The organism is Shewanella sp. MTB7 (assembly GCF_027571385.1).
GTDB lineage: Bacteria > Pseudomonadota > Gammaproteobacteria > Enterobacterales > Shewanellaceae > Shewanella.
Window position 1 is genome coordinate 1,405,741 of record NZ_CP085636.1, and the last position, 24,511, is coordinate 1,430,251.

18 protein-coding genes and 1 pseudogene are annotated in these 24,511 nt (G+C 45.1%); 12 read left to right on the top strand and 7 right to left on the bottom strand.

Annotated features, from left to right (window positions below):
* Positions 1-4: 4 nt before the first annotated feature.
* A complete protein-coding gene (locus HWQ47_RS05805; protein WP_269970231.1) occupies positions 5-334 on the bottom strand; it encodes a DMT family transporter in 330 nt (109 codons plus the stop codon).
* 257 nt (positions 335-591) lie between these two features.
* Positions 592-2,139: a glutamate synthase-related protein gene (locus HWQ47_RS05810; protein ID WP_269970232.1), complete on the bottom strand. Its 1,548-nt coding sequence runs from the start codon at positions 2,137-2,139 to the stop codon at positions 592-594.
* 315 nt (positions 2,140-2,454) lie between these two features.
* Between HWQ47_RS05810 and HWQ47_RS05815 the strand changes: the two genes are divergently transcribed.
* From HWQ47_RS05815 to HWQ47_RS05855, 9 genes are all read left to right on the top strand, one after another.
* A complete protein-coding gene (locus HWQ47_RS05815; protein WP_269970233.1) occupies positions 2,455-2,907 on the top strand; it encodes a hypothetical protein in 453 nt (150 codons plus the stop codon).
* Positions 2,908-3,222: 315 nt separating this feature from the next.
* Positions 3,223-4,380 (top strand): efflux RND transporter periplasmic adaptor subunit, encoded by a 1,158-nt coding sequence (locus HWQ47_RS05820; protein ID WP_269970234.1) that lies wholly within the window; start codon positions 3,223-3,225, stop codon positions 4,378-4,380.
* Positions 4,377-7,505: an efflux RND transporter permease subunit gene (locus HWQ47_RS05825; RefSeq protein ID WP_269970235.1), complete on the top strand. Its 3,129-nt coding sequence runs from the start codon at positions 4,377-4,379 to the stop codon at positions 7,503-7,505. Before HWQ47_RS05820 ends, HWQ47_RS05825 begins: the two co-directional genes overlap by 4 nt.
* 133 nt (positions 7,506-7,638) lie before the next feature.
* On the top strand, positions 7,639-9,708 hold the full coding sequence (locus HWQ47_RS05830) for a protein-disulfide reductase DsbD family protein (protein WP_269971678.1): 2,070 nt from the start codon (positions 7,639-7,641) through the stop codon (positions 9,706-9,708).
* Between the two features lie 144 nt (positions 9,709-9,852).
* Entirely contained in the window at positions 9,853-10,707 is an 855-nt protein-coding gene (locus HWQ47_RS05835; protein ID WP_269970236.1) for a DsbA family protein, read from the top strand.
* Positions 10,707-11,258 (top strand): protein disulfide oxidoreductase, encoded by a 552-nt coding sequence (locus tag HWQ47_RS05840; protein ID WP_269970237.1) that lies wholly within the window; start codon positions 10,707-10,709, stop codon positions 11,256-11,258. Before HWQ47_RS05835 ends, HWQ47_RS05840 begins: the two co-directional genes overlap by 1 nt.
* Before the next feature lie 191 nt (positions 11,259-11,449).
* The gene (locus HWQ47_RS05845; RefSeq protein WP_269970238.1) at positions 11,450-12,010 is read left to right on the top strand and encodes a peroxiredoxin family protein; all 561 of its coding nucleotides are present in this window, start codon (positions 11,450-11,452) and stop codon (positions 12,008-12,010) included.
* Positions 12,004-12,651 (top strand): gluconate 2-dehydrogenase subunit 3 family protein, encoded by a 648-nt coding sequence (locus HWQ47_RS05850; RefSeq protein WP_269970239.1) that lies wholly within the window; start codon positions 12,004-12,006, stop codon positions 12,649-12,651. Before HWQ47_RS05845 ends, HWQ47_RS05850 begins: the two co-directional genes overlap by 7 nt.
* Positions 12,651-14,333 (top strand): GMC family oxidoreductase, encoded by a 1,683-nt coding sequence (locus HWQ47_RS05855; protein WP_269970240.1) that lies wholly within the window; start codon positions 12,651-12,653, stop codon positions 14,331-14,333. Before HWQ47_RS05850 ends, HWQ47_RS05855 begins: the two co-directional genes overlap by 1 nt.
* A gap of 84 nt (positions 14,334-14,417) precedes the next feature.
* On the opposite strand, the gene HWQ47_RS05860 is transcribed toward HWQ47_RS05855, so the two are convergent.
* Both HWQ47_RS05860 and HWQ47_RS05865 read right to left on the bottom strand, forming a co-directional pair.
* Positions 14,418-15,074 carry a 3-oxoacid CoA-transferase subunit B gene (locus tag HWQ47_RS05860; RefSeq protein WP_269970241.1) on the bottom strand — a complete coding sequence of 219 codons (657 nt, stop codon included), beginning with the start codon at positions 15,072-15,074 and terminating at the stop codon, positions 14,418-14,420.
* A gap of 20 nt (positions 15,075-15,094) precedes the next feature.
* Positions 15,095-15,811 (bottom strand): CoA transferase subunit A, encoded by a 717-nt coding sequence (locus HWQ47_RS05865; RefSeq protein ID WP_269970242.1) that lies wholly within the window; start codon positions 15,809-15,811, stop codon positions 15,095-15,097.
* A 186-nt stretch (positions 15,812-15,997) separates the two neighbouring features.
* Here HWQ47_RS05865 and HWQ47_RS05870 point away from each other — a divergent pair, with 186 nt between their 5' ends.
* Positions 15,998-16,780, top strand: coding sequence for a 3-hydroxybutyrate dehydrogenase (locus HWQ47_RS05870; protein ID WP_269970243.1), 783 nt, complete (start codon positions 15,998-16,000; stop codon positions 16,778-16,780).
* A gap of 104 nt (positions 16,781-16,884) precedes the next feature.
* Here the strand turns inward: HWQ47_RS05870 and HWQ47_RS05875 are convergent, their stop codons facing one another.
* Entirely contained in the window at positions 16,885-18,432 is a 1,548-nt protein-coding gene (locus HWQ47_RS05875; RefSeq protein WP_269970244.1) for a leucyl aminopeptidase, read from the bottom strand.
* A gap of 304 nt (positions 18,433-18,736) precedes the next feature.
* Here HWQ47_RS05875 and HWQ47_RS05880 point away from each other — a divergent pair, with 304 nt between their 5' ends.
* Positions 18,737-20,794 (top strand): extracellular catalytic domain type 1 short-chain-length polyhydroxyalkanoate depolymerase, encoded by a 2,058-nt coding sequence (locus HWQ47_RS05880; RefSeq protein ID WP_269970245.1) that lies wholly within the window; start codon positions 18,737-18,739, stop codon positions 20,792-20,794.
* Positions 20,795-20,983: 189 nt separating this feature from the next.
* A pseudogene (locus tag HWQ47_RS28045) lies at positions 20,984-21,968 on the top strand (transposase).
* 271 nt (positions 21,969-22,239) lie between these two features.
* On the opposite strand, the gene HWQ47_RS05890 reads toward HWQ47_RS28045, so the two are convergent.
* Together HWQ47_RS05890 and HWQ47_RS05895 are read right to left on the bottom strand one after the other, a co-directional pair.
* On the bottom strand, positions 22,240-23,244 hold the full coding sequence (locus HWQ47_RS05890; RefSeq protein WP_269970246.1) for an alpha/beta hydrolase: 1,005 nt from the start codon (positions 23,242-23,244) through the stop codon (positions 22,240-22,242).
* Positions 23,232-24,416: an MFS transporter gene (locus HWQ47_RS05895; RefSeq protein WP_269970247.1), complete on the bottom strand. Its 1,185-nt coding sequence runs from the start codon at positions 24,414-24,416 to the stop codon at positions 23,232-23,234. The genes HWQ47_RS05890 and HWQ47_RS05895 overlap by 13 nt, the downstream gene beginning before the upstream one ends.
* Positions 24,417-24,511 lie beyond the last annotated feature (95 nt).

Below are 24,511 nucleotides of genomic sequence, written 5' to 3' on the forward strand. Positions count from 1 at the left end.
ATTCTTAATGACTTACTGTTTTTGAAAACACATTAATGACGATGACACCAGCCAAGATTAAAGTCATCCCTATAATCGCTGGAATATCAGGCAATTGTTTGTATAGTACAGCGCTTATCGCTGCGACTAATATTATCCCCATGCCAGCCCAAATAGCGTATGCGATACCAACTGGTATCGTTTTTAGCACTAGGGATAAGAAATAAAATGCGGTGACATAACCCAGAACACAAACGATGCTCGAGGTTGTTTGAGAAAAACCATCAGATGCCTTAAGTGCTAATGTTGCTATGACTTCAGCACCTATCGCTAATGCTAAATACCAGTATCCCATGCTCACTCCCTAGATAGACAACTAACAGTGCTAGCCAGTGTTTATTAACTGCGAATACAATACCTTGATTATCGTATGTAAAATAGTGAGTTACATCAACATTTAGCGCTGGTGGAACAAGAGCCAATAATCGAAAGTTTAGATGAACCTGCAAGCTTTCAAATAATAAAATGACCTGCACCTTCATTCGAAAGTGGAGGTCAAGTATTCACATTCCAATCTGTTGTGCTTATTTGTATTACTCCTGTACTACATTTCTAGGGCAAACCCACTCCGGCATAGTTAACTCCAGAAAGATGGGCCATTTCTCTGTGCCAGGTGGCTAAGTCATCTCTGTTAAAGTCGCTTAAATTATGATGGCCACAGGCGCGCGCCATCACTTGCATCAACTCGATGGAAGCATTGAAGAAATTGGCAAGTTGTTGGGATGACTTCTCAACATTGAGCCGTTGACGTAGATCCGCTTTTTGGGTGGCAATACCAGCGGGGCAGTTGTTGGTGTTACACATACGAGCTGCAACACAGCCAATCGACTGCATAGCGCTGTTGGAGATAGCTACGCCATCGGCGCCTAGCGCCATCGCTTTGACAAAATCCATGGGGACGCGCAGTCCACCAGTTACGATTAAGGTCACTCGTCCGCTTGCTCCTTGCTCGTCTAAATAGCGTCGCGCTCGTGCTAATGCAGGAATGGTTGGGACGCTGATATGGTCACGGAACATCTCTGGGGCTGCACCTGTGCCGCCGCCTCGACCATCGAGAATGATGTAATCGGCTGTCGCATCTAAGGCAAATTGAATATCTTGCTCGATATGGTTGGCACTGAGTTTAAAACCGATAGGCACACCGCCACTGACTTCACGTACGCGATCGGCGAAACGTTTAAAATCAGCACTGGATCTTAAATTGGTGAAGGTAGGGGGTGATATTGCAGATTGACCTTCTGGTATGCCACGAACTAGAGATATTTTCCCTTGATTTTTGATGCCTGGAAGGTGACCTCCAGTGCCAGTTTTCGCCCCTTGTCCACCTTTGAAATGGAAAGCTTGTATGGTGTTCATCAACGCCTCTTTATAGCCAAACTGAGCGCTGGCAAGTTCATAAAAATAGCGGGAGTTAGCGGCTTGTTCTTCCGGTAACATGCCACCTTCCCCTGAACAGATACCGGTTCCAGCAAGTTGAGCACCGATGGCAAGGGCCGTTTTAGCCTCTTCTGAAAGAGCACCGAAACTCATGTCTGAGACAAACAGAGGGATTTTTAATTTAAGGGGCTTACGAGCTTGTGGCCCAATGATGAGTTCGGTTGAAACAGCCTGATCTTCAAGCAGAGGCTTAGTCGCCATCTGAGCGGTCATGATCTGCAGATCATCCCAATGAGGTAGCAAGTGTCTAGGAACACCCATGGAGGTCATCGGGCCGTGATGGCCGAGTTTAGACAGTCCATCTCGTGCTAGCTGATGGATAAACTCAACGGTGGGCTCCTCTATCGTTGCCTTTGCCTCTGGGGAAGCATTGATGTTTGCAGCATTGATAACCCTGGATCTCTCACTGCCTATTTGACTCGCTGTAAACTGCTTATGGCTGCCATCACAAAAGGGTGCATTGGCAGTGTGTTTACAGGCACACAGAAAGGCGTCACCATCTTGCTCTGCAGTAAAGGCCTTAGGTTTAAATGATGTGCCAGCATGAGACCCATCGCAAAATGGCTGAGTTTGAGATTTTCCGCAGGTACAGAAGTAATACTCCTCCCCCTTGGTGAGTTCGACTTTTTTAGGTTTATTGTCTGCAATGATCGGGTTGCTCATACCTTCTACCTCGTTGAATTCGGTTTGTTATTGGAATGATTTGAGTCTTGATTGAGCTTTTGTCGTGACTGGTTTATCAATGGCAACAATATCTATTAGTTTTAGTTCAGTTCGCTATTCTTTATGGTTTTGCTTAAATGAATATGGTGGTTAAATCGTCTTTTAAAGATAACCTAAAGTATGCTTAGGTTCGATGCAATAGATTGTTTTTTATTCGGTTATTGAGAATGGAAATCGTTTGAGAAAATATTTAATTTTTCTCTGAACTATTTTGAAGATTGTCCGGTCTTATTCAGCATGTATGTTTGAGCTCCATTGCCATACCTAAGTTTAAAGAGGATATTATTTATCAATAAGTTTTTTGCTAATCAAACAGGGAATCGTTGGACAGTATTGGTTTTTGCCATACTGACGCTATTCTGTTTGACCCAAAATAGCGGAATACTTAACTTGCTACTCAATCAACAGAGTACGCAGGCAGTGATGAGTACCTCACTCAGTGCGTATACAAGTGATACGTCAAACATCGGTGCAAAAGAGCTGACTCAAAGTGCAGAGCTTAAGGCTTTCGAGTTTAAAACCTGCGAGTTATCAGAAAAATCTATGCGTGCTTGTATGGACGCCCCGAGCAGCTTACCGTTTTTAGTGTTGCTCTTTTTATTGCCTCTACTTCCCCTCGCTTACCGTGTTGTTACACGGTCCCCTTCGCCTAGCTATCACGCTAAACCTAGGCGAATACATCTCTCACTTTGTCGTTTTCAAGAATAAAAACACTTCAATTCTACTAAGAGAATAGTGACTTAAATTACGTTGTTTCGCGTTAATTAAGTCAACTTTATTCATCTCAAGGCATGACAGCATCTGATATTTAGGCTTATCAATTGGCCATCAGTGTTGAATGTTATATGGCAGAAGTCTGTGCAGGATACTCTGAATATAACCTTGTAGCTTGAAGTGATTGTTCTCTGCATGCGTTGCACCCGCAACGTGGTTTTTCATGCTGTAGAAATTAACTGCTAATAGTGCTCGTTTTTAGTGAGGCTTTAGCAGACTAGCTCGTCATTGACGGGAATTGGGGTTGTTGTGAAATTAAATAAAGTTTTGTTAGGTAGCACATCTATATTGGCGCCTTTGGTTGTTATTAGTTTGGCTTTTTCAGACAGGGTTTATGCTGTCGTAAACAAAGAGGGCGATGCTGTGGCTGTGAAGGCTGCAAGAGTCATAGAACATGCGCATCATCATTACTTTCAAATTAAAGGTAGAGTCGCAGCAAAAGAAGATGTTGCTTTACAGGCTCAAGCCACAGGTTACTTAGTGTCTAAGCATTTTAAAGAGGGAGATATGGTTGCCCGAGGCGAACTTTTGTTTCAACTCGATAATCGTCGCTATCAGGCTAAACTATCCCAAGCCAAATCACTGCTAGCCAGTGCTGAAGCTAATTTAAATGTGGCTAGGCTTGATTATAAGCGTGGGCTATCTTTACTGCCGACCTCCTCAATAAGTGCAGCAGAAGTCGATCGTTTGCAGGCAGAAGAGCAATTAGCTCAAGCTAAGATTAAGTCAGCTAAAGCGCAAATCCAGTTGGCTAAAACCGAACTGGATTATACCCAGGTAAGAGCACCGTTTTCAGGACGGATCAGTAACAGTAAAGTGGCACTTGGGGAACTTGTCTCACCAACGAGTGAGACGCTTGCTGACTTAGTGACAGTATCGCCCATCGATGTCAGTTTTCAGGTGAGCGAAACGGTTTTCCATCAAGCCAAAAATAAAATGAAAGCTAGTGGTGCTGAATTGCCTTCAGTCTCGCTGTTTTTTAATTCAGGTGAAGCATTTTCTGAAATTGGTGAGATCACTTATTTAGGCAATCGTGTCGATAAAGCCACTGGTACTGTTGCTGTTCGCGCCGAATTTGATAATCAACAGGAGCTGTTATTACCCGGGCAGTATGTTGAGCTCACCGTTACCGAGAGCATGCCGGATCCTGTTCTATTACTGCCACAACGTGCTTTGTCTCAAGACTTAATGGGCTTTTATGTTTTTGTCGTTGATGGCAATGACATGGTTGAGCGCAGAGATATTCAAATCGGCGAACAAGTGGGCAGTCAAGTTATTGTCAATGCTGGCGTGACGGTAGATGAGGTGGTGATAACTCATGGTTTACAGCAGGTGAAAATCGGTTCACGGGTTAACGCCAAGCTAGTCGATACTGCTCATTTACTAGTGAAGGTGGCAGGCGCATGATTAGTCAGTTTTTCCTCGACAGGCCAAAATTTGCCATCGTTTTGTCTTTGATTATCACCTTAGCAGGCATCATTGCGATCCCCAATTTAGCGGTATCGCAATTCCCCGTTATTACTCCACCTCAAGTACAAGTGACAGCATCGATGCGCGGGGCGAGCGCTGCGGTTGTTGAAGAGACGATAGCTAGACCTATTGAAGATGCCATTAATGGTGTTGAAGATATGATCTATATGAGCTCAAAAAGTAGTAACGATGGCACCTATCGTTTATCGGTCACTTTTGAGGTGGGCACAGATCCTAACATTGCTCAGGTCAATCTACAGAACCGCCTTGCTCTCGCTGAACCCATGCTGCCCTCTGAGGTGTTGGCCAACGGATTAAGTGTAAAAAAATACTCACCTGATATCCTTATCATGATTGATTTCACCTCAACAGAAGGTCAGATCAGTGAGCAGGTCTTGTCGAGTTTTGTGGCGTTGCAGGTCACGGATAAATTGACGCGTATTAAGGGAATTTCTGAATCAGTACTGTACGGTAATCGCTTTGTCAGTATGCGAATGTGGTTAAACCCAGATAGGATGGCACACCTAAAGATTACTGCTTCAGATGTGCAGCAGGCGTTGCTTGAACAAAATATTCAAGTCCCATTAGGCAGTGTCGGCGCAAGGCCTAATGATAAGCCGCTTGAATTGCAGTATTCGTTACTCACTAAAGGTCGTCTATCGACCGTTGAGGAGTTTGAAAGCGTCATTCTGCGAGCGGATAAATCGGGTAACACGGTTTACCTGAAAGATGTTGCATCTGTGGCGCTCGGTCAGCAAGAGTATATTGGTGCCGGGATAAGTGATGGTAAGCCATCGGCACAAATTCAGATCACCACCTTGCCAGGTGCCAATGCCATTGAAGTGGCCGATAGGGTAAAAGAGGCGCTAAAAGAGATGCAAGCCTTGATGCCGGAGGGGATGATTTACAACACCCAAGTCGATACCACACTGTTTGTTAAAGAATCGATTAAGGGCATGCTGTGGACATTAGTCATTGCCGTGATGCTTGTGGTGTTAGTCACCTACCTGTTTCTTGGTTCTGTTAGGGCCACCTTAGTGCCGTTAATTGCGATACCTATCTCGATAATTGGCAGTTTTGCTTTAATGCTAGCGGCAGGGTTTGGTATCAATACTGTGACCCTGTTTGGACTGATTTTGGCTATCGGTATCGTGGTGGATAATGCCATTTTGGTGATTGAAAATGTTGAAGCCAATTTAGCCTTAGATAGCTCACTGAGTGCTAAAGCGGCCACTGAACAGGCGATGAAACAGGTTACCGGGCCTATAATCACCTCTACCTTAGTCTTGTTGGCTGTGTTTATTCCGGTGACGTTACTGCCTGGTGTCACTGGGATCATGTATCAGCAATTTGCCATGACGTTGATATTTTCGCTGATCTTGTCGGCTGTTGTTGCGTTAAGTCTGAGTCCAGTCTTGTGTTCTTTGTTACTCAAGCCCGGTATACGAAGCTATCCGCAGTGGTATCTGCGCTTTAATCGATTCTTTGACGGTGTCACGGCTAAATACAGCCAAGTGACCGCGGTATTGATCCGAAAAAGCTTAGTGTTAGTTGTATTGTCGGTTGGGACGTTGATTGCATTGACCTATCTAACTCAATCAACGTCCACCAGCTTTGTTCCTAAAGAAGATAAGGGAATATTTTTCGTCAATGTAATTCTGCCTGATGGGGCGAGTTTAAGTCGTACTGAGCAAGTGATAACCAAGGTCGAAACCTTTCTAAAGTCTGAAACTGGAGTATTGAACATTGCTTCATCATCGGGTTATTCAGGTTTATCAGGGGCAATGCAGTCAAATGCTGCAAGCATGTTTGTCAGCTTGGCCCATTGGGATGAGCGTGCCGCGATGGAAGGTCTACATGGTGTTGAAGATATCATTGCTCGGGTAGGACAGTGGGCTAAAGCTGAGTTGCCGGAAGCGCAAGTCATCAGCTATGGACCGGCAACGATTCCGGGAATTGGCTCAGGTACAGGCTTTGAATTTGCACTGCAAGATACCTTAGGACGAGATAAAGCTGAGCTTGGTATTGTGATGCAAGATATTATCAATAGGGCCAACCAAGAACCTGAACTGCAAGGGGTATTTAGTGCGTTCAGGGCGAATGTGCCACATTATTATTTGAACATCAATAGGTTAAAAGCCAAGCAGCTTGGTGTGCCACTGTCTGAAGTGTTCTTAACCTTACAAGTTAATCTGGGTTCATTATATATTAATGATTTCTCTCAGTTCGGTAAGTCTTTTAAGGTGACTTTGCAAGCTGAGGGCGCATTTAGAGAGTCTGTAAATGATATTGGCAGATACCAAGTCAGAAGCCTAAGCGGCGAGATGGTTCCCTTGAGTACGTTGGTGTCTATTGAGCCGACATTAGCCCCTGATATTATATGGCGATATAACAAGTACGGCGCGACGATCATTCAAGGCCAAGCCGCAGCTGGATTTTCTACTGGTGATGCCATGGCGGCGATGGAGCGAGTCGCAGCAGATGTGCTACCCCAAGGATATACCTATGAGTGGAGTGGTTTGTCTTATCAAGAAAAATTAGCGGGCAACATGGCCATCTATGCGTTTGGCTTAGCACTGATATTTATTTACCTATTGCTAGTGGCTCAGTATGAAAGCTGGAGCCTTCCTTTCGCGATTATCTTGGTGGTGCCGACTGCAATATTAGGCGGCATGTTAGCACTCAAACTGGGGGGATTCTCCCTCAGCTTATATGCCCAGATAGGTCTGGTTTTGCTTATTGCGATGGCGGCGAAAAATGCCATTCTGATTGTTGAGTTTGCCAAATTAAAACGTGAGGCGGGCTTATCAATTGCAGAGGCTGCGAGACTCGGTGGTGCATTGCGATTTAGGGCGGTGAATATGACCTCATGGTCGTTCATCTTAGGGATTGCTCCGCTGCTTTTTGCATCCGGTGCTGGGGCGGTGGGATTACAGAATATTGGGTTTACATTGGTGGGAGGTTTATTGAGTGTATTGCTTATTGGCTCCCTCTTCGTTCCTGGATATTACGCTCTTATTCAGGCATCAAAGGAACGTATAATGGAGCGATTTTCAAGGTGAAAATGATGATGATTATTAGGTCGAATAATTGGTTAAGTCATAAGTTGAATATGAGATTGAAAATGAAATTGAATAAGGTATTTACATCTAACTATCAGTCATTAATGCTAAACAGGAGAGTCAATTGAAGTCTATAAAATCTATATTCTTGGCTTTGTGTGTCTTAATCTCTTTAAGTGCCAGTCAGATAGCTGTTGCAGCCTCCACTGGGTGGCTGACCAATGATAATCACCCGCCGGTAAAGACTAGGCTTATGCTGACAGGAGAGCTGGATCTTGTCTCGAAAACCTTGCCTGCAGTGTTGGAAGTGAAGCTTGATGGTGATTGGAAAACTTACTGGCGCAGCCCTGGTGAGGGCGGTATTGCACCGAGTATTAAGTGGGATGACTCGACTAACTTAAATCATGTTGAATGGTCTTGGCCTACACCAGATAAGTTTTCACTATTAGGCATGCAAACCTTTGGTTATCAAGGTGAGGTGGTGTTTCCCTTACTGCTGACCTTAGACGATATGTCAGCGAATACACAGTTACATGGCAAGTTCACCTTGTCCTCTTGTACCACCATCTGTGTGCTTACCGACTATGAGATTAACTTAGATTTTAATCCAAGTGATCTCAGAGCGGATAGTGATGCGATGTTTGCCTATAACAAGGCTGCATCGAAAGTGCCACAGAAGGTAACCGCTGAGGATTCTGCTAGTGCAATAAAACTCGGTTGGGATAGTGCAAAGTCGCAACTTGAAGTGATTTTGGATGCCAAGCAATGGCAAAGGCCGGAAATTATTATCGATGGTGAGCCAGATACCCTCTTTAAATTAGTCGGCACGAATAAGGTTGAGAAGAAGGATGGTACACAGCAGCTGGTGGCTATTTTTGACGGTGAAAGCTGGTTGGGAGAACCTGAGTTACTGGATAAAAGCTTAAACATTACTGTGGTCGATAACAATCATGCCATAGAGTACTTATCACCCGTAAATGCGACTCAGATTATTGAGTCAGGCAGTTCACTGCTGACTATTTTGTTGTTTGCGTTACTTGGTGGTCTCATTCTGAACGTGATGCCCTGTGTATTACCTGTGTTAGGGATGAAATTGAGTTCAGTGGTAGCGGCGCCTGATCTGCAGAAAAATCAGATCCGTCAGCAATTTCTAGCCTCAGCACTGGGCATCTTAGTCTCTTTCTGGTTGCTTGCAGGCTTTATCTTAGTGTTAAAGTTGACGGGGCAGGCCATCGGTTGGGGCGTGCAGTTCCAAAACCCTTGGTTTATTGGATTTATGGCGTTAGTGACCTCGGTATTTGCACTGAATATGCTTGGGGCATTTGAGATTAATCTACCGTCAAGTTTTCAGACTAAGTTGGCGACTACTGGAGGCAATAATAATCGTGGTCACTTCTTGCAGGGGATGTTTGCGACCTTACTCGCCACCCCTTGCAGTGCGCCATTTTTAGGCACTGCAGTGGCATTTGCACTTGGTGCAGATACCTTGAGTTTGTTGGTGATATTTACCGCATTGGCAGTTGGCATGGCACTGCCTTGGTTAGTGGTGGCTGCATTCCCTCAGGTGGCAAGCTATTTCCCTAAACCTGGACGCTGGATGAGCGTGATCAAAGTTGTCTTCTCAGTCCTGCTGTTGATCACCAGTCTGTGGCTCATTAGCTTGTTGAGTAGCTTTATCGCGGTGAGTTATCTCTTTGGGGCTGCAGCTGTTCTGTTGATTACCTTCTTTATTTTTATGGCCAAAACAGTGGGTGTTGCTGCTGTCGTTGCCACCTTCAGCATCACGTTGATGTTGGCTGCTGTGAGTGCGTTTATGACCTCTGAACAGTGGGCGAAAGCGCTACCCACAGATCTTCAGTGGACGCCATTGAGTGAAACCTTAATTGCGGAGCAAGTGACACAGGGGAAAACCGTGTTTGTCGATGTGACGGCAGATTGGTGCATTACCTGTAAGGCTAACAAGGTTGGGGTGATATTGCAGGACCCTGTTTATAGCGCGCTGAAGCAGGACAATATGTTGTTAATGATTGGAGATTGGACCACTCCATCTGAGCATATTACTAATTACTTACAGAGCCATAACCGTTTTGGGGTGCCATTTAACGTGGTTTACGGTCCCAATGCGCCACACGGTATCGAGCTGCCAGTGATCTTATCGACAAAAGATGTGCTAGCAGCCATTGAGCGTGCGTCAGCGAGATAGCTGAACAATGGGTTCTAATCGATATTCAACATGTCTGCTGTAGGTCAGTGCTTATTAGAGTGTAAATAAGCATTGAGCAGGCAAAAAAGAACAAGGCTGTGATTAACTATTGAGCTTAATCACAGCCACAAATTTGGAGTTATTATGACGTTATTTTCAAATACCAAAACGGAATCAAAGACGAAGCCGTCGTGCAAAACCATCTCTTGGGTAAATCGTGTTTTTCAATCCCGTAAACTGCAGATGTTTGCTGTTTCAGGAATAACGGCATCGGTATTATTAATCTCATCTCAGTTACCTTTTATCTCATCGGCACAGGCTGGGGTGACGAGTTTGAATGCTGAGCAACAACAGGATGTTCGCACCATCATTAAAGATGCCTTGATTAATGATCCTGATTTACTTAAAGAAGCCATTATTGCTCTGCAAACCCGTGAGCAGCAAGGTGCAAATTCTGCAAAACAAAACGCCTTAGAAGTTAACCATACTGCCATGTATGACACTAAGAGTGACCCGTGGAAAGGGGCTGAAAAGCCTGAGATTACTATGGTGTACTTCACTGACTTTAATTGTCCATATTGCAAGAAGATAGAGCCGTCTCTCAATCAGCTTATTGAGGAGTTCCCTCAGCTTAAAATCATCGTCAAGATGGTACCACTGCAAGGGGCGGGATCTAAGATGGCCGTTGAACTAGCACAAATGGTCTGGCTCAATGAGCCTGAGAAATTCATTAAATTGAAAGATATGTTGATGTCGAGTCCGCGTCGATTAGACGCTGAGTCGATTACTAAAGTGGCTAAGTTGACTGGTACAGAGCAGTGGCTAGGTAAGGCTGATACAGGGGTTGATGAAATGGTGCATAACAATATCCAATTGATGAGGAATTTAGGCATTGGTGGCACACCAAGTATGATTTTTGGTGACAAAATTATTGCAGGTTTAGTGTCATATGATGTACTAAAAGAACAACTTGAAGAGATGATTGAGGCGAAAGGCTGATGGGTAATGAGGATAAGGAAAAGCTGACTCAACAAGGTAAAGCGGCTATTACTCCCTTAAAACGGGCTCTTGGCTGGCTTAAGCAAATAGCCTTGTTTATGTTGTTTGCCATTGTCGTGACTGGTGCCATGGATATCTGGCGCGGTAAAGATATTCCTAGGGATAACTTGCCGGATCTCAAAGGCGTTACATTATCAGGAACCGATATTGATATCGACAAGCTTAGCCAAGATCAGGCGGTATTAGTCTACTTTTGGGGGAGTTGGTGCCCAGTGTGTAACTTCGTCAGTCCGGCGGTGGATACCATGGCAAGCATGTACCCTGTGGTCACAGTGGCAATGAATTCTGGCCCCGATGATAAGATGACAAAGTACCTTGCCCATAAAGGTTATGAGTTTGAAACCATCAACGATAGCAATAATGACATTGCCCGTGACTGGTCAGTTCAACTCACCCCCACCTTGATGGTGTTTAAAGACGGTGAGTTGAAACATTACACCACAGGCTTTACTAGCTTGCCAGGCATGTGGTGGCGCATGTTATTCGCTTAGCCGTCGCTTCGATGGAGATAAACTAATGAGAAGGCCGATACGATAGTGTATCGGCTTTTTTGTGTCTATGAGCCTGTTGTAAAATTGTTCTAAATCAATGAAAGATGTAAAACTGATTTATCTTGAACTGTTTTACTCCAGCTTACGGTCTGCTAATACATGTTCTTATTGACAAATATCGAGGTAGTAGGGTGAACACAAAGTTTCTTAGAGGAAAAACCAGCTTGCTTTTTGCATTATGGATTCTCTGTACCCAAGTGATTGCAGCACCTTTATCTGTGGGGGAGAAAGCGCCTGATTTTGCTCTCAAACTGCTCGATGGTAGCGAATTCAACTTGAGCGATTATCATGAAGACAAGTCGGTCTACCTTATTTTTTGGAATACTTGGTGTGGTCCATGTATGAAGAAGGCCCCTAAATTGGTTGAGATACAAGGCCTGTATGGTGAGCAGGTTAAGCTGCTAGCGATAAATACCAGTTGGAGTGACTCTTTGTCTGACATTACTCAGTTTCAATTTCATTTCTCGACTAACTATCCGATAGCTTTTGATCATGATGCTGAGGTGACACATCGCTATGGTGTGCTCGGCACGCCAACGGGTTTTTTGATTGATATCAATGGTGTCATCAGGCAGGTTGATGGCATCACGGATACTTTGAGTGCCAATATAGCCCAATGGAATCAAATAGCTCATCAGGGAGGAGATGAATTAATAGCAAGTGAAGGGTGCAGCAAGGAGAACGTATGTTAACAGACAAAGGATTGCAGTCTGAGTCTAATAAACCAGAGCGAGTCAGTGCCTATTGTTGCGGACTCAATCGAAGGGCGTTTTTAAGACAGACTGGTGCAGCAGTGCTGTTATTAGGTTTGATTGGCGCAAAACCTTGTGTGGTGATCGCAGCTGATAAGCTTGAAGATGAAACCGTTATTAATGAGGAAGGTTTTAGTGTCCACACTCAAGCAGTCGTTGAAGCGGTGCAGATGCAGCTATTTCCCGATGATGGTGATGGACCTTCGGCACTGGATCTCAACGCGTTTCGTTACCTTACTTGGGCGCTAGAAGATCCAGACAACAAAGCTGATGGTGATAAAGCCTTTATTTTGCAGGGAGTCGGTTGGTTAGAAGAGCTAGCCAAGTCTACCCAAGGCGAGAGTTTCATCAAGCTAGGGGCTCGTGAGCAAGATCTGGTGCTTAAGCAGATATCGACAAGCCGCGCCGGTGAAAATTGGCTCTCTTTACTGCTCTATTACTTGTTAGAATCCCTGACGTTAGATCCTGTTTACGGTGGTAACACTGATGGCATCGGCTGGCAATGGCTAGAACATCAGCCAGGATTCCCTCGGCCAGTGGAAGGCAAAACCTATTTAGATTTCAGTTCGGTGAATCCTTGATGAAAAGTAGCAAACAGTTTGATATCTGCATCGTCGGTAGCGGTGCAGGGGCAGGGCCTATCGCTTATGAACTCGCCAGAGCCGGATTTAAGGTTGGAGTGTTGGAAAAGGGCAAGTGGTTTAAAGAGGAAGATTTTTTTAAAGATGAGCAGTTAGGTCGTCACAGTGTATTTCGTTCTCAGTTTAAGGATGAACGCCACACGCTTGAAGAGCCCAATGGTGATGGCAGTTGGTCATCGGATACCACATCGCAGTTTTGGGGCGGCAATATTGTTGGTGGTGCCACTAACTTTATGAGTGCCTATTTTCATCGTCTCAAGCCACAAGATTTTAGGCTGGTGTCAGAATATGGCGCCATTGAGGGAGCAAACAATGTCGACTGGCCAATTAGTTACGATGAGTTAGAGCCCTATTACGCTAAGGTTGAGCAAGTGATTGGTGTTTCTGGCAGGGTAGTCAATCATCCACAGCTAGAGCCTCGTTCGACTAAGCACTTTCCGTTTCCGCCGACAGCTGAACATCCGGTCGCTCAGCGTTTTGATATCGCTTGTAGGAGTTTGAAGCTTCATCCATTGCCGATGGCCCGCGGTATTCTCTCCATTCCATTTAATGGTCGACTCAGTTGTGAGTATTCAGGTTATTGCGGCAGTTACGGCTGTCACTCCGGTGCGAAGGCTAGTTCACGGGCAGCTTTATTAGGCAGTGCAGTGAAAACAGGCAACTGTGAGATTGTCACTCAGGCTAAGGTTTATCGACTCAATACTGATGAATCCGGCAAGGTTGTGTCAGCGGATTATTTTGACCTAGCCGATGGCGATAGCGAGAAACGTGTCACCGCCAAGTTGTTTGTGGTGGCCTGTTACGCCATCGAGAGTGCGCGTCTGCTATTGATGAGCACTGGAATCAAACATCCAAATGGCATTGGTAATCGTCATCAGCAGGTGGGAAAAAATCTGCATTGCTGCGCAGGAGGAACTGGCCATGGTGTGTTTGAGATGGATAAGTTGAAAGCGTTTGAAGCCGAGCAACTTAAGGTTCGCGGTCCTTTCTTTAATCGTGCTTTGCAAGACTGGTATGAGATAGATGATAAAACGGTCTCAGATAGACCAATAAAAGGCGGTACTCTGGACTTTGTGTTTGATCCGCCATCGCCTACTGGAGCAACGTCGAATCTGAAGTGGCAGGGAGATAATCTGCTGTGGGGGACTGAGCTGAAACAGAAAATCAAATCTCACTTTACCCAGTCGAAAGATTTCAAATTTGAGGTCTTCTGCGATTGGCTAACCAATGATGAATGTTATGTCAGTTTGGATACGCAGGAGAAAGATCGCTGGGGCCAGAGTGTTGCTAAAGTTAGGGCGGGTTTTCATTCCCATGATGAAAAGGTGGCGCAATACTTAGTGGATCGCGGCGTAGAAGTGATGAAAGCCATGGGGGCCCATGAAGCTTGGGGCAATGTATTTACTCAGCCCACCTCTAACTTAGTGGCGGGTGGTTGTCGTTTTGGTGATGATCCTAAAACCTCAGTATTAGACAAAAACTGCCGAGTACATGACTGTGACAACCTTTATGTCACAGATGGAAGTTTTATGCCCAATGGAGGCTCAGTCACCCCTACCTTTACCATCTATGCCAATGCGTTTCGTGTAGCTGATAAAATATTAGAGCAACTTAAAACCTAGCTAGCATTCTGAACTGATTTCAGAATCTATTTTGTTGGTTTTATAGAAATCCCTAGGACCTAGGTTCTAGGTCCTATCATCTCTTTAAAATACCATTTCTGGTACGTTATCAGGTACTACCATCTCACCATCGGTCAGCTTGATGATGGTTTCGACGCTGACGCCGGGTGCCCGTTCAAGGAGATGAAACTTGCCTTCTTTTATCTCGATAAGCGCCAGATCTGTCAATACCCGTTTGATGCAGGCTTTACCCGTTAACGGTAGGGTGCACTTAGTTAGAAGCTTAGAGACGCCATGTTTTGAAGCGTGAGTCATGGTGACGATAATATTGTCAGCCCCGGCGACTAAATCCATTGCGCCGCCCATGCCCTTGATGAGCTTCCCTGGGATCATATAGGAGGCGATATTACCTTGAGTATCGACCTCAAATGCACCTAAAACGGTGAGATCTACATGGCCACCACGGATCATGGCAAAAGATTCGGCCGAATCAAACACTGCTGCGCCTGTTGCCATCGTGACTGTTTGTTTACCTGCGTTAATCAAATCAGCGTCTATCTCCTCCTCTGTGGGAAACTCCCCCATGCCCAGCAGACCATTTTCTGATTGCAACATTACCTCAATGTCCTGTGGAATATAGTTGGCCACTAAGGTGGGAATGCCGATGCCTAAGTTGACGTAATAGCCATCTTGCAGTTCTTGAGCGACACGTTGGGCGAGTTGTTCTCTTGTGAGTGTCATATCTAGTACCTAACTCCTTATTATTCAGTTGGCGAGGGCGTGGGACGCGTGGTGCGCTGCTCTATGACTTTGGTAAACTGTCCTTGAATTAGACGGTTAACGTAGATCCCTGGTGTGTGGATCTCATCGGGATTTAATGCACCGGGTTCAACGATCTCCTCGACTTCCACGACGGTGATCTTGCCTGCTGTGGCGGCGAGAGGATTGAAATTACGGGCCGTTTTTCGATAAACAAGATTGCCAAAAGTGTCGGCTTTCCAGGCTTTTATGATGGCGAAGTCCCCTTTAATGGACTCTTCCAGTATGTACTCTCTGCCATTGAATTCTCGCAGGTCTTTGCCTTCAGCGACGAGAGTACCTACACCAGTTGCCGTATAAAATGCAGGAATGCCTGCACCAGCAGCACGCATCTTTTCGGCGAGTGTTCCTTGAGGCGTTAGCTCGACATCGAGTTCGCCTGACATCATCTGAGCTTCAAAATTAGCATTCTCACCTACGTAGGAGGCGATCATTTTTTTGATCTGTTTTCCCTGCAGTAATACGCCAAGACCATGCTCAGTGGTGCCGCAGTTATTAGAAACCACTGTCAGCGCCTTAGTCCCTTTGTTCTTGATCTCTTGGATCAGGTTTTCCGGGATACCGCATAAGCCAAAACCGCCGGCGATGACGGTCATGCCATCTTCAAGTCCCGCCATCGCTTCTTCGTAACTCGTCACTAGCTTATTAAATCCTGACATGATCGAATCTCCTATTGGTTATATGAGCCACCTATTCTTCTGTTCTTTTTAACTATTACTCAAAAACGAGCGCGCTCCTATGGTACTAAGGTCCCAATTAAATTAGGTGGGGATTGCAGTAATCTCAATGGGTGAACATGTTAATTTTGAACTTGTTTGCCTACGTGACAAACATAAGGAGTCTGGATGTTAAGTGGAAAGGTTGCCCTAATTACGGGATCAACAAGTGGAATAGGATTAGCGACCGCTCATGTGCTAGCCGAGCAGGGGATCAATTTAGTGTTGCACGGTTTGATGACCGATGTTGAAGGTCAAGCCTTGGCGGCGGACTTTGCTGAACGCTATAAAATACAGACGCTATTTGATAATGCGGATCTGCGTGACGGTGACAAAATTGCCGCATTTATGGATAGCGCCATCGCTAAAATCGGGACCATAGATATCTTAGTGAACAATGCCGGTATTCAGCATACACAAGGGGTAGATAGCTTTCCTGTGAATAAGTGGAACGATATCATTGCCATTAATCTCTCTTCGGCTTTTCACACGATTCAAAAAACTCTGCCGGGTATGCGTGAAAATCGCTGGGGCAGGATCATCAATATTGCTTCAGTCCATGGCTTAGTCGCATCGGTTAATAAGTCGGCTTACTGCGCCGCTAAACACGGTATTATTGGCCTGACCAAGGTGGTGGCACTGGAGTGTGCTGAACAGGCAATAACGGTCAATGCTATCTGCCCAGGCTGGGTAGATACACCACTGATTAATCATCAAATCTCTGAGATCGCCTCGCAAAAACAGATGAGTTTCGATGATGCTAAATATCAACTAGTGACTGCTAAACAGCCTCTGCCGGAGATGTTAGCCCCGAGACAAATTGGTGAATTTGTGCTGTTCCTGTGCAGTGATAGTGCTGGTGGGATCACGGGCTCCTCGCTGCCGATGGACGGCGCTTGGACAGCTCAATAATTGCTAGTCATTGAGTCGAGGGTGCTCAGAATCTTTTATTGTTAAAGCCCAGAAACTACTGGGCTTTGCTCATTTAGGCTTAAATTAATGTGCAACCGTTGGGCTTACTTGTCTAGGTTCATAATCCAGTGACTCAGCAGACGCACGCCGTGACCAGTACCACCCGCGGGTGTAATGCCCACATCTTTTGACGTAAGAGCGCTACCTGCTATATCTAAGTGAGCCCATTTAGTCTCACCAGTGAACTGTTTTAAGAAAACAGCTGCTGTCGTTGCCCCCGGTCCGCCGTAACCGGCATTTTTAAGATCGGCAATAGGACTCTTTAGCAGATCTTCATAGGCCAGAGGCAGACGCCAGACTTTCTCATCGACTGCCAGACCCGATACCGTGAGTTCATTGACGAGTGTATCGTTGTCACTGAATAAACCCGTGTAACGTTTACCTAAAGCGCGCACTTTTGAACCAGTTAAAGTAGCGACATCGATCATCACTTGAGGCTGATAGAACTCACGGGCATACCAGAGACCATCGGCCAGTACCAAGCGCCCTTCGGCATCAGTATTTAGCACTTCGACACTTAATCCTTCAGCGGTCATGACTACATCACCTGGGGCAAAAGCGGTTTCAGACACCATGTTCGCCGCCATCGCCATCACGGCAACGACATTAACATCGGCCTTTTGAATGGCCATCGCTTTAACGGTACCAAGCACTGCAGCTGCGCCTGCCATGTCAGATTTCATGCGTGAGATAGAATCACCCGTTGCCTTGATGTTATAGCCGCCAGAATCGAAGGTGATCCCTTTACCTACGAGCGCAATCGGTGCGTCGTCATTGCCTTGCCAGTGAGCGATAACCAGACGAGCCCCCTCTTGTGAGCCTCGTCCGACGGCGTGCAGTGCGCCCATGCCGAGCTGTTTAATCTTTTTAGGCTCTAAAATAGTGATTTTTACCCCAAGCTTGTTAAGTTCTTTTGCCGCTGCGGCAAAGTGAACTGGAGTCATCTCGGTTGGCACTTCAGAGATGAGATCCCGGGCTAGAAATACGCCTTGCTCAATGGCTGATAGCTGCTGGTAACTCGCTGTAGCCTTGGCTGGTTCTGCGACCTTAATGGTGTAACTCTTCTCTGCAGGTTTTTTCTCAGATAGATACTTATCAAACTGATAAGCGCGTAAATTGATGCCGTGAGCAAGTTCAGATGCAAAGCTGGCGTTACTGTTTGAGTCGCTGATCCCGTTCGTGAGTATGTCGATATTTCGCGACGTACTCTTACTGAAATGTGCTGTTACTGAGGCGCCTAGCTTATTGACTTGGCCAGCATTCAATTTAGTTACGTCACCTAAGCCAATCACCACAAGACGTTTAGCCTCTATGCCATTGGGCATTAAGATTTCAACCACTTGTTTGCTTTCACCGTTAAAGACTTTAAGGGCTAAGGCTTTTGATATCTGCTGATTAGATAATTTATCGAGACGTGCTAGGTCGCTAGAAATCTGTTTGCCAGCTTGAAAAACCACAAGTGTTTCTGCTGCTTTGGCGTTGTGATGTTCGACGAAGTTAAATGTTTCTGCTTGTGCGGAAAAACCGCTAAATAGTGCAATGCTGATTGAAGTAGTGAGGGCTGTAGTAAGAAGATTTTTTTTAGTTAGCATAATGTCCTCTAGTGGTTAGTTGAGTCTGTTGACGAGTTCGTATTGAGTAATTTTTTTGACATTTTATGTCGAAAAGGCAACATCATACTAAAGTATTCACTATTGAAGCAACTAGATAGCAAATACGTTACAAATCAATAATGGATATAAGCTTTTCTTGTCCTTGTCTTTGCCATCGTTACTTGTCCATTACATGGAAATTAGCCGATACTGAACTACCCCTAAAGGCCCATACCCAATCAGATGTTATTTCCTTAGCTTGTTTGCACAGTCTGTTTTTTACGCAATCAGTGAAGGTGATAACATGAAATGGATAAAGGCAAAGAAACCTCTTATTAGCTTGTGGCTTTTGGTCATATTAGGTCTGTGCGTCGGCTCTGCTAGTGCTGGCTCCTGGCAACAAGATGTCACCATAGGTGGCTTTAATAATGTGCATATCTATACACCAGATGGTGTATCAACCATAGGACAGGGAAAGTCGCTACTGATTGTGCTCCACGGTTGCGTGCAACCCATCAACAACTACCTCACTGCCAATTTAGAGCAAGCGGCTGAGGCCCATGGGATGGTGATCGCCGTTCCTGATGCGATGAATAAGGCAGGTTATAGTTGTTGGTCCTACTGGCAAGGCAGTATCAATCGAAATTCAGGGGGTTATAAGAACTTGATAAGCCTAGCCAATACCATGAGTGGCGATGTCAGCCGCAACATAGATCCTAAGCAGATTTATATTGCTGGGCTTTCATCGGGTGGGGCGATGGCAGCGCAAACTGCTTGCGTCGCACCGGAGGTTTTTGCCGGAGTCGCATCTAGTGCTGGACCAACAATAGGCACGAGTTCAAATGGTGCTATCACCACCTGTGAGTCGGTTACTGCACCCACGTTTAAGTCTCGCTGTGAAGGTTATGCTGGCAGTTATAAAAACCATTTTGCCACGCAACTGGCGGTGATAGGCCATGGCGCTGCTGATACTACCGTTAATAGCTGTTATAACCAGCAAAATGCCGATGGTTTTGCTCTTGTGTATGGAGTGTCACAGGTATCAGGCAGTAATAATTTGAGTGATGGCAGTGGTCATACGGCGCAAGAAACTCTGTGGAGTGATAAGCGCGTTAGTATGCTTTGGTTCGATGGACTGGATCATTCTTGGTCTGGTGGCGCTGGAGCATCTGGGGATTATGTTGCCGCTAACAGTATTAATTTTGCCACTTATCTCGGTCAGTTTTTTAGTGATAATAATAGGAGAGTCGACAGGAATACAGGCCCGCTATTAACGAATTTAACCGTGGTAAACAATGCTTCATCGCTGCTAATTACGGGCACAGCTATCGACAGTGAAGGCAGTGTCAGCAGGGTGGATCTAAAGATTTATCGATTAGGTTCAGGAACACCTGAGTTGGTTGAGAGTATTAACACTCAGATTTCAACTGTTGATGACAGTTTTAGCGCATCAACAGCGACATTGATTGACGGCCTTTACTCGGTATCAGCAATCGCAATAGACAATGAGTCCAAAGCGGGGGATGAGGCATTGATTTCTGTGCGTGTCGGCCCAGAACCCGAGGCTACGCCTCCCCAGTTAAGTGGGATCAGCGCTGCTATCTCTGGTCAGTGTGCGACCATCACAGGTCTAGTACTTGATATCAATCAAAATCTAGTATTGGTGACAGTCGGTTTTGCTAATGGCGTTAATGTCGACGCCAGTGTTGTAAACACCAGTAATGGCCAGCAATATTCGGCAGAGGGATGCAATCTGGCTGGTGGCAGTCAAATTGCCACTGTAGTCGCAACCGACTTAAGTGGCCTATCGAGTAGTGATTTGGTTGTGTTCACTATCGATGCCGGAATTACAGGTGATTACAACTTGCATATTAATCAGGGCCATATCGCTTGGGGTGTTGGCTACTCTGCATGTTATCTAGCATTTGGCACTGCAGATTTCACTATGCGAGAGTATCCAGCCGGTACCAACCTGTGTCAATGGGTCGCTGATGGTGCTGCAACCTGTGCCGGGCCTATACAGGCATGTATTGGCGGAGGAGCTGGAACACCAGACAGCGATAATGATGGTATTGCTGATAGTAGTGATAACTGTGTTAATACAGCCAATGGGGATCAAGCCGATAATGATGGTGATGGTATAGGCAATGTGTGTGATTCAACACCTGATGGTGAAGTGTTCCAGTGCACTGAATCAACAACCAGTAATTATGCTCACGTTCAAGCGGGACGAGCCATCACGAATGGTTACTACGTATTTGCCCTCGGTTCTGGCGCAAACATGGGTCTTTATAATGTGTTTTACTCAACAACACTGGCCGAAACCAATAATAGCTACTTCGTCATAGGCAGTTGCCCGTAACAAGGCAAACTAAGCCAATGTATCATCTCTAATCCACAAGCCAGTAATTCTAATACTGGCTTCATCTTCCTTTATCACACCTCTTTTATCAGGCCATCTCTTTTATCAGGCCACCCATTAAAGCTAATGCAGTTCAATCATTCTTAACTAGACTTAAATGATTAAGTAATGGGTAGAAAGGTGGTTGTAATGCCAAAACCAAGAGAACATCAAATAAGTTTGTTAGATACTGAATACTATAATATTTCTAGTCGAGTCGTTCGTAAGGCATTTCTTTGCGGAGTAGATGAGAGTACTGGAAAGAGCTATGAACATAGACGAAAATGGGTAGAAGATAGAATTCTGCAACTTTCGCAAGTTTATGCCATTGATATTTGTGCTTATGCTGTCATGCATAATCACCTTCATATCGTTCTTCATGTCGATGTGACTAAGGCTAAATCATGGAATATGCAGGAAGTGCTTTCACGCTGGCATCAGATTTTTAAAGGTACTTACTCAGCAATATATAAATCATGAACAACTAAGTAAGTTTCAATTAGATACAGTAGAGAAAACATCGGAGAAGTATAAACAGAGGCTTATGGATATAAGTTGGTTTATGCGCTCTTTAAATGAGCCTATAGCGAGGAAAGCTAACAAAGAAGATAGGTGTACAGGTCGTTTCTGGGAGGGGAGATTCAAATCTCAAGCCTTACTTGATGAAGCAGCTCTATTAACTTGTATGGCCTATGTTGATCTCAATCCTATTCGAGCACAAATAGCTAAAACTCCAGAAGAATCTGAATATACGAGTATTAGGCGAAGAGTTAAATCTGCCATGGTAGGGAGTCAGCCAAGTGAGTTGATGAAGTTCAAGGAAGGGGAGGTTTCTATAGAGGTCGTTCATAGTACTTTGTTGCAATACCAACTTGAAGACTACCTCGAACTTGTTGACTGTACTGGTAGAATTATTCGAGCAGATAAAGCGGGCTCAATTGATTCACATACTATAGCTATTTTGAATCGTCTGCATCTTCCTTGTGAGAATTGGATATATCTCACCCGCGAATTTGGAAGAGTGTTTAAAGGAGCGGTCGGAACTCCTGAGCATTTAACCGAATTTACAGAACATGTTGGCTTGAAAAGACGATATGGCATATCCAGTTGTCAAAAGTGGTTAAACTCAGCTTAAGACAGGTACGTTACTGTTATCTGGTTAGATAAATTGCAGTTATCTATCGATTAATTTTAGGTAAAACTCCCATCAAGAAAGTGGCGAATTCTTGTATCTGACATTCTTATAAATTCAACTAATTTGGCCAAACTGGATAAGATTTGTCTATTTCCAGTCTGCTTCTATCGGTTTCTCTACCCTTCGTTATAAAAATCAAGTTTAAATGATCGTTCGCAGTACATGGGGGAGGTAACCCATTGGTTTATAATGGGTGGCTTGTTAGAGGGGGTTATTTCATAAACTCGCTGATGTGAGCGTAGGTTTGCTGGCATTCATCTTTGACGAGGTCGTGGAGGAGCATATAGGCGTGGATTAAACCGTCGAATTGGTGGTGTTCCACTTTGACGCCAGCTTCGTGTAGCGCGTGGGCGTAGGCTAGACCCTCATCTCTAAGGGGATCACAACCAGCGGTGAAAATTAGGGTTTCAGGCATCTTGTTAGAGAAGGGGCCGAATAACGGTGAAGCTTGTTTGATGATTTGTTCGTGGCTAACGCCTTGTTCTGAATTTGCGTTAGTGATTGAGTTTGTACTGGGGATTGATTTTGCATCAGATCTCAAACTGTCGATAAAATACTGTTGAAAGTACCAACGTATTTTGTCCTGTTCCAGCAAAAAGCCCGTGCCGTTACTCTGCATTGAAGGACTACTCATGGTGTAGTCAACGCTGGGATAGATAAGGATCTGCTTGTCGATTTTTATGGCGCTGTTTTTCAAACTGTTCATGGTGAGCGTGGTGCAAATTGCACCGCCGGCGCTATCACCGACAATGGCGACCGTATCGTTATGACCAATATTTTCCAGTACTTGCTTGTAGTGGATCAACGCGTGCTGACAATCATGAATGCCAGCGGGATAAGGATGCTCGGGTGCTAAACGATACTCAACACAGATCACCACACAATGGGCCGTTTTGGCCAAGTGTCTGCTGATAGGATCGTAAAGCTCAACACTGCCACACATGTGGCCGCCACCATGAAAGTGCAATATTACCGGCAGTTTCTCATCGGGGGCGGGACTATAAACTCGAGCTTGTAGTTGGCGACCTTCATATTCAAAGGCTCTATTTTCGATAAATTCGACTGCTACTGACTCGCTCATTAAGGCGGCCAGTTTATCTAGATTGCCGCGTATCAATGTAGGGGTCCATTCAACCTTGTTGCGTTTCGACTCGGCTAGAGCGGTATTGGCTTGTTCAAGGAAGCCTTCAAGCTTAGGGGAAATTATGCCTCGCATGGTGTTATCTCCTTAACTTTGCCAGTTTCCGGCAGGAGATAACTGCCAATGAAGAAGGTGGTACTGATAAGTGTTATTAAGATAAATGATGCGGAATAGTCACCGCCATTGATGTCGACTAACTTGCCGAATAGCCATAAAACCAAGGTGGAGAACAGATAACTAATAGAGTAGAACAAGCTAAATACCACAGTGATCTTCTGTCCCGTCATTTTTGGCAATTCGTGGGGAATCGTCACCAATGCAGTCACGGGGAAGAAGATAAAGAAGCCTAACGTAATGGCTGACAGTGTTTGTATCCACATATCATGACTAAACGACAGGCCAAAGATGGTCAAGGTGATGATGGCTCCAGAGAAGCGGATAACCGGCAGTCGCAGTGGCTTACGCTTGCTGTAGAATATACCTGCAATCGTCCCCACAATGCCGAAGCCAATGACCCATTTGCTTTGACTGATCCCTGCATTTGGGTAGAAAGTAAATAGGCAGATATAGAAAGAGAGTAGCCCTGAATAGGTAAAGCCGTAGGCCCAGTTGAACTTATCTTTTAAGCCATCCATGTAGCTGTAATGGATTTCACTATTCGCAGCTTGCGCGTCAGCGGCGCTGCAGGTCTCGAATTTGACCAATAACCAGGCAATGGCTAATACCAGACTCGACAGAGAAAATAGCATTAAGCTGCTTTGCCAACTGCCAGTTAATGCGTTGATGTCGGCCATAAACCACAGGATGATGGCGGTGCCGACGTTAAAGGCGACCGCGTTGATGCCATTGATCACAGGGCGCTCTTCAGGAGTAAACCACTGCATTACTATGGGATTGAAGTAGACAATCATAAATGCACCACCGAGTCCCATTAAAAAGCGGCTGATCAGCAGGAATTCATAGTTAGGTGCAAACGGAGTCATTAAGCCTGAGACAATCAATAAACTGGCAATTAAAAAGGCATACTTAACCCCGAATTTAATGGTTATCCAGGCCGCACCAAAGGTGCCGACTATCTTGGCAATCGTTACCGCGCCACTGATAAAGCTAGCGGAGGCCAGACTGTCAATATGCATGGAGGCCATGATCTGATCCATGCTGGCGGTGCCACCGACCCAAGCCATAGCAAACAAGACATAGCTAAAGAAAACAAGGGATTCTACTAGGTATTTATTGGTTATCTTCATAGAGTTAAGCTTCAAATCATATGTGAATACTGAAACTTAGGTTATCTGATGGATATGAATAAAGAAGTACTACCTTAGTGCACTACATAGGCAGA

What these genes read in the sequence shown, in the direction of transcription:
- HWQ47_RS05865 (WP_269970242.1), bottom strand. Translation starts at nt 15,811, where the DNA reads ATGTCAGGATTTAATAAGCTAGTGACGAGTTACGAAGAAGCGATGGCG.
- HWQ47_RS05870 (WP_269970243.1), top strand. Translation starts at nt 15,998, where the DNA reads ATGTTAAGTGGAAAGGTTGCCCTAATTACGGGATCAACAAGTGGAATA.
- HWQ47_RS05825 (WP_269970235.1), top strand. Translation starts at nt 4,377, where the DNA reads ATGATTAGTCAGTTTTTCCTCGACAGGCCAAAATTTGCCATCGTTTTG.
- HWQ47_RS05895 (WP_269970247.1), bottom strand. Translation starts at nt 24,416, where the DNA reads ATGAAGATAACCAATAAATACCTAGTAGAATCCCTTGTTTTCTTTAGC.
- HWQ47_RS05860 (WP_269970241.1), bottom strand. Translation starts at nt 15,074, where the DNA reads ATGACACTCACAAGAGAACAACTCGCCCAACGTGTCGCTCAAGAACTG.
- HWQ47_RS05875 (WP_269970244.1), bottom strand. Translation starts at nt 18,432, where the DNA reads ATGCTAACTAAAAAAAATCTTCTTACTACAGCCCTCACTACTTCAATC.
- HWQ47_RS05850 (WP_269970239.1), top strand. Translation starts at nt 12,004, where the DNA reads ATGTTAACAGACAAAGGATTGCAGTCTGAGTCTAATAAACCAGAGCGA.
- HWQ47_RS05880 (WP_269970245.1), top strand. Translation starts at nt 18,737, where the DNA reads ATGAAATGGATAAAGGCAAAGAAACCTCTTATTAGCTTGTGGCTTTTG.
- HWQ47_RS05840 (WP_269970237.1), top strand. Translation starts at nt 10,707, where the DNA reads ATGGGTAATGAGGATAAGGAAAAGCTGACTCAACAAGGTAAAGCGGCT.
- HWQ47_RS05805 (WP_269970231.1), bottom strand. Translation starts at nt 334, where the DNA reads ATGGGATACTGGTATTTAGCATTAGCGATAGGTGCTGAAGTCATAGCA.
- HWQ47_RS05855 (WP_269970240.1), top strand. Translation starts at nt 12,651, where the DNA reads ATGAAAAGTAGCAAACAGTTTGATATCTGCATCGTCGGTAGCGGTGCA.
- HWQ47_RS05810 (WP_269970232.1), bottom strand. Translation starts at nt 2,139, where the DNA reads ATGAGCAACCCGATCATTGCAGACAATAAACCTAAAAAAGTCGAACTC.
- HWQ47_RS05890 (WP_269970246.1), bottom strand. Translation starts at nt 23,244, where the DNA reads ATGCGAGGCATAATTTCCCCTAAGCTTGAAGGCTTCCTTGAACAAGCC.
- HWQ47_RS05835 (WP_269970236.1), top strand. Translation starts at nt 9,853, where the DNA reads ATGACGTTATTTTCAAATACCAAAACGGAATCAAAGACGAAGCCGTCG.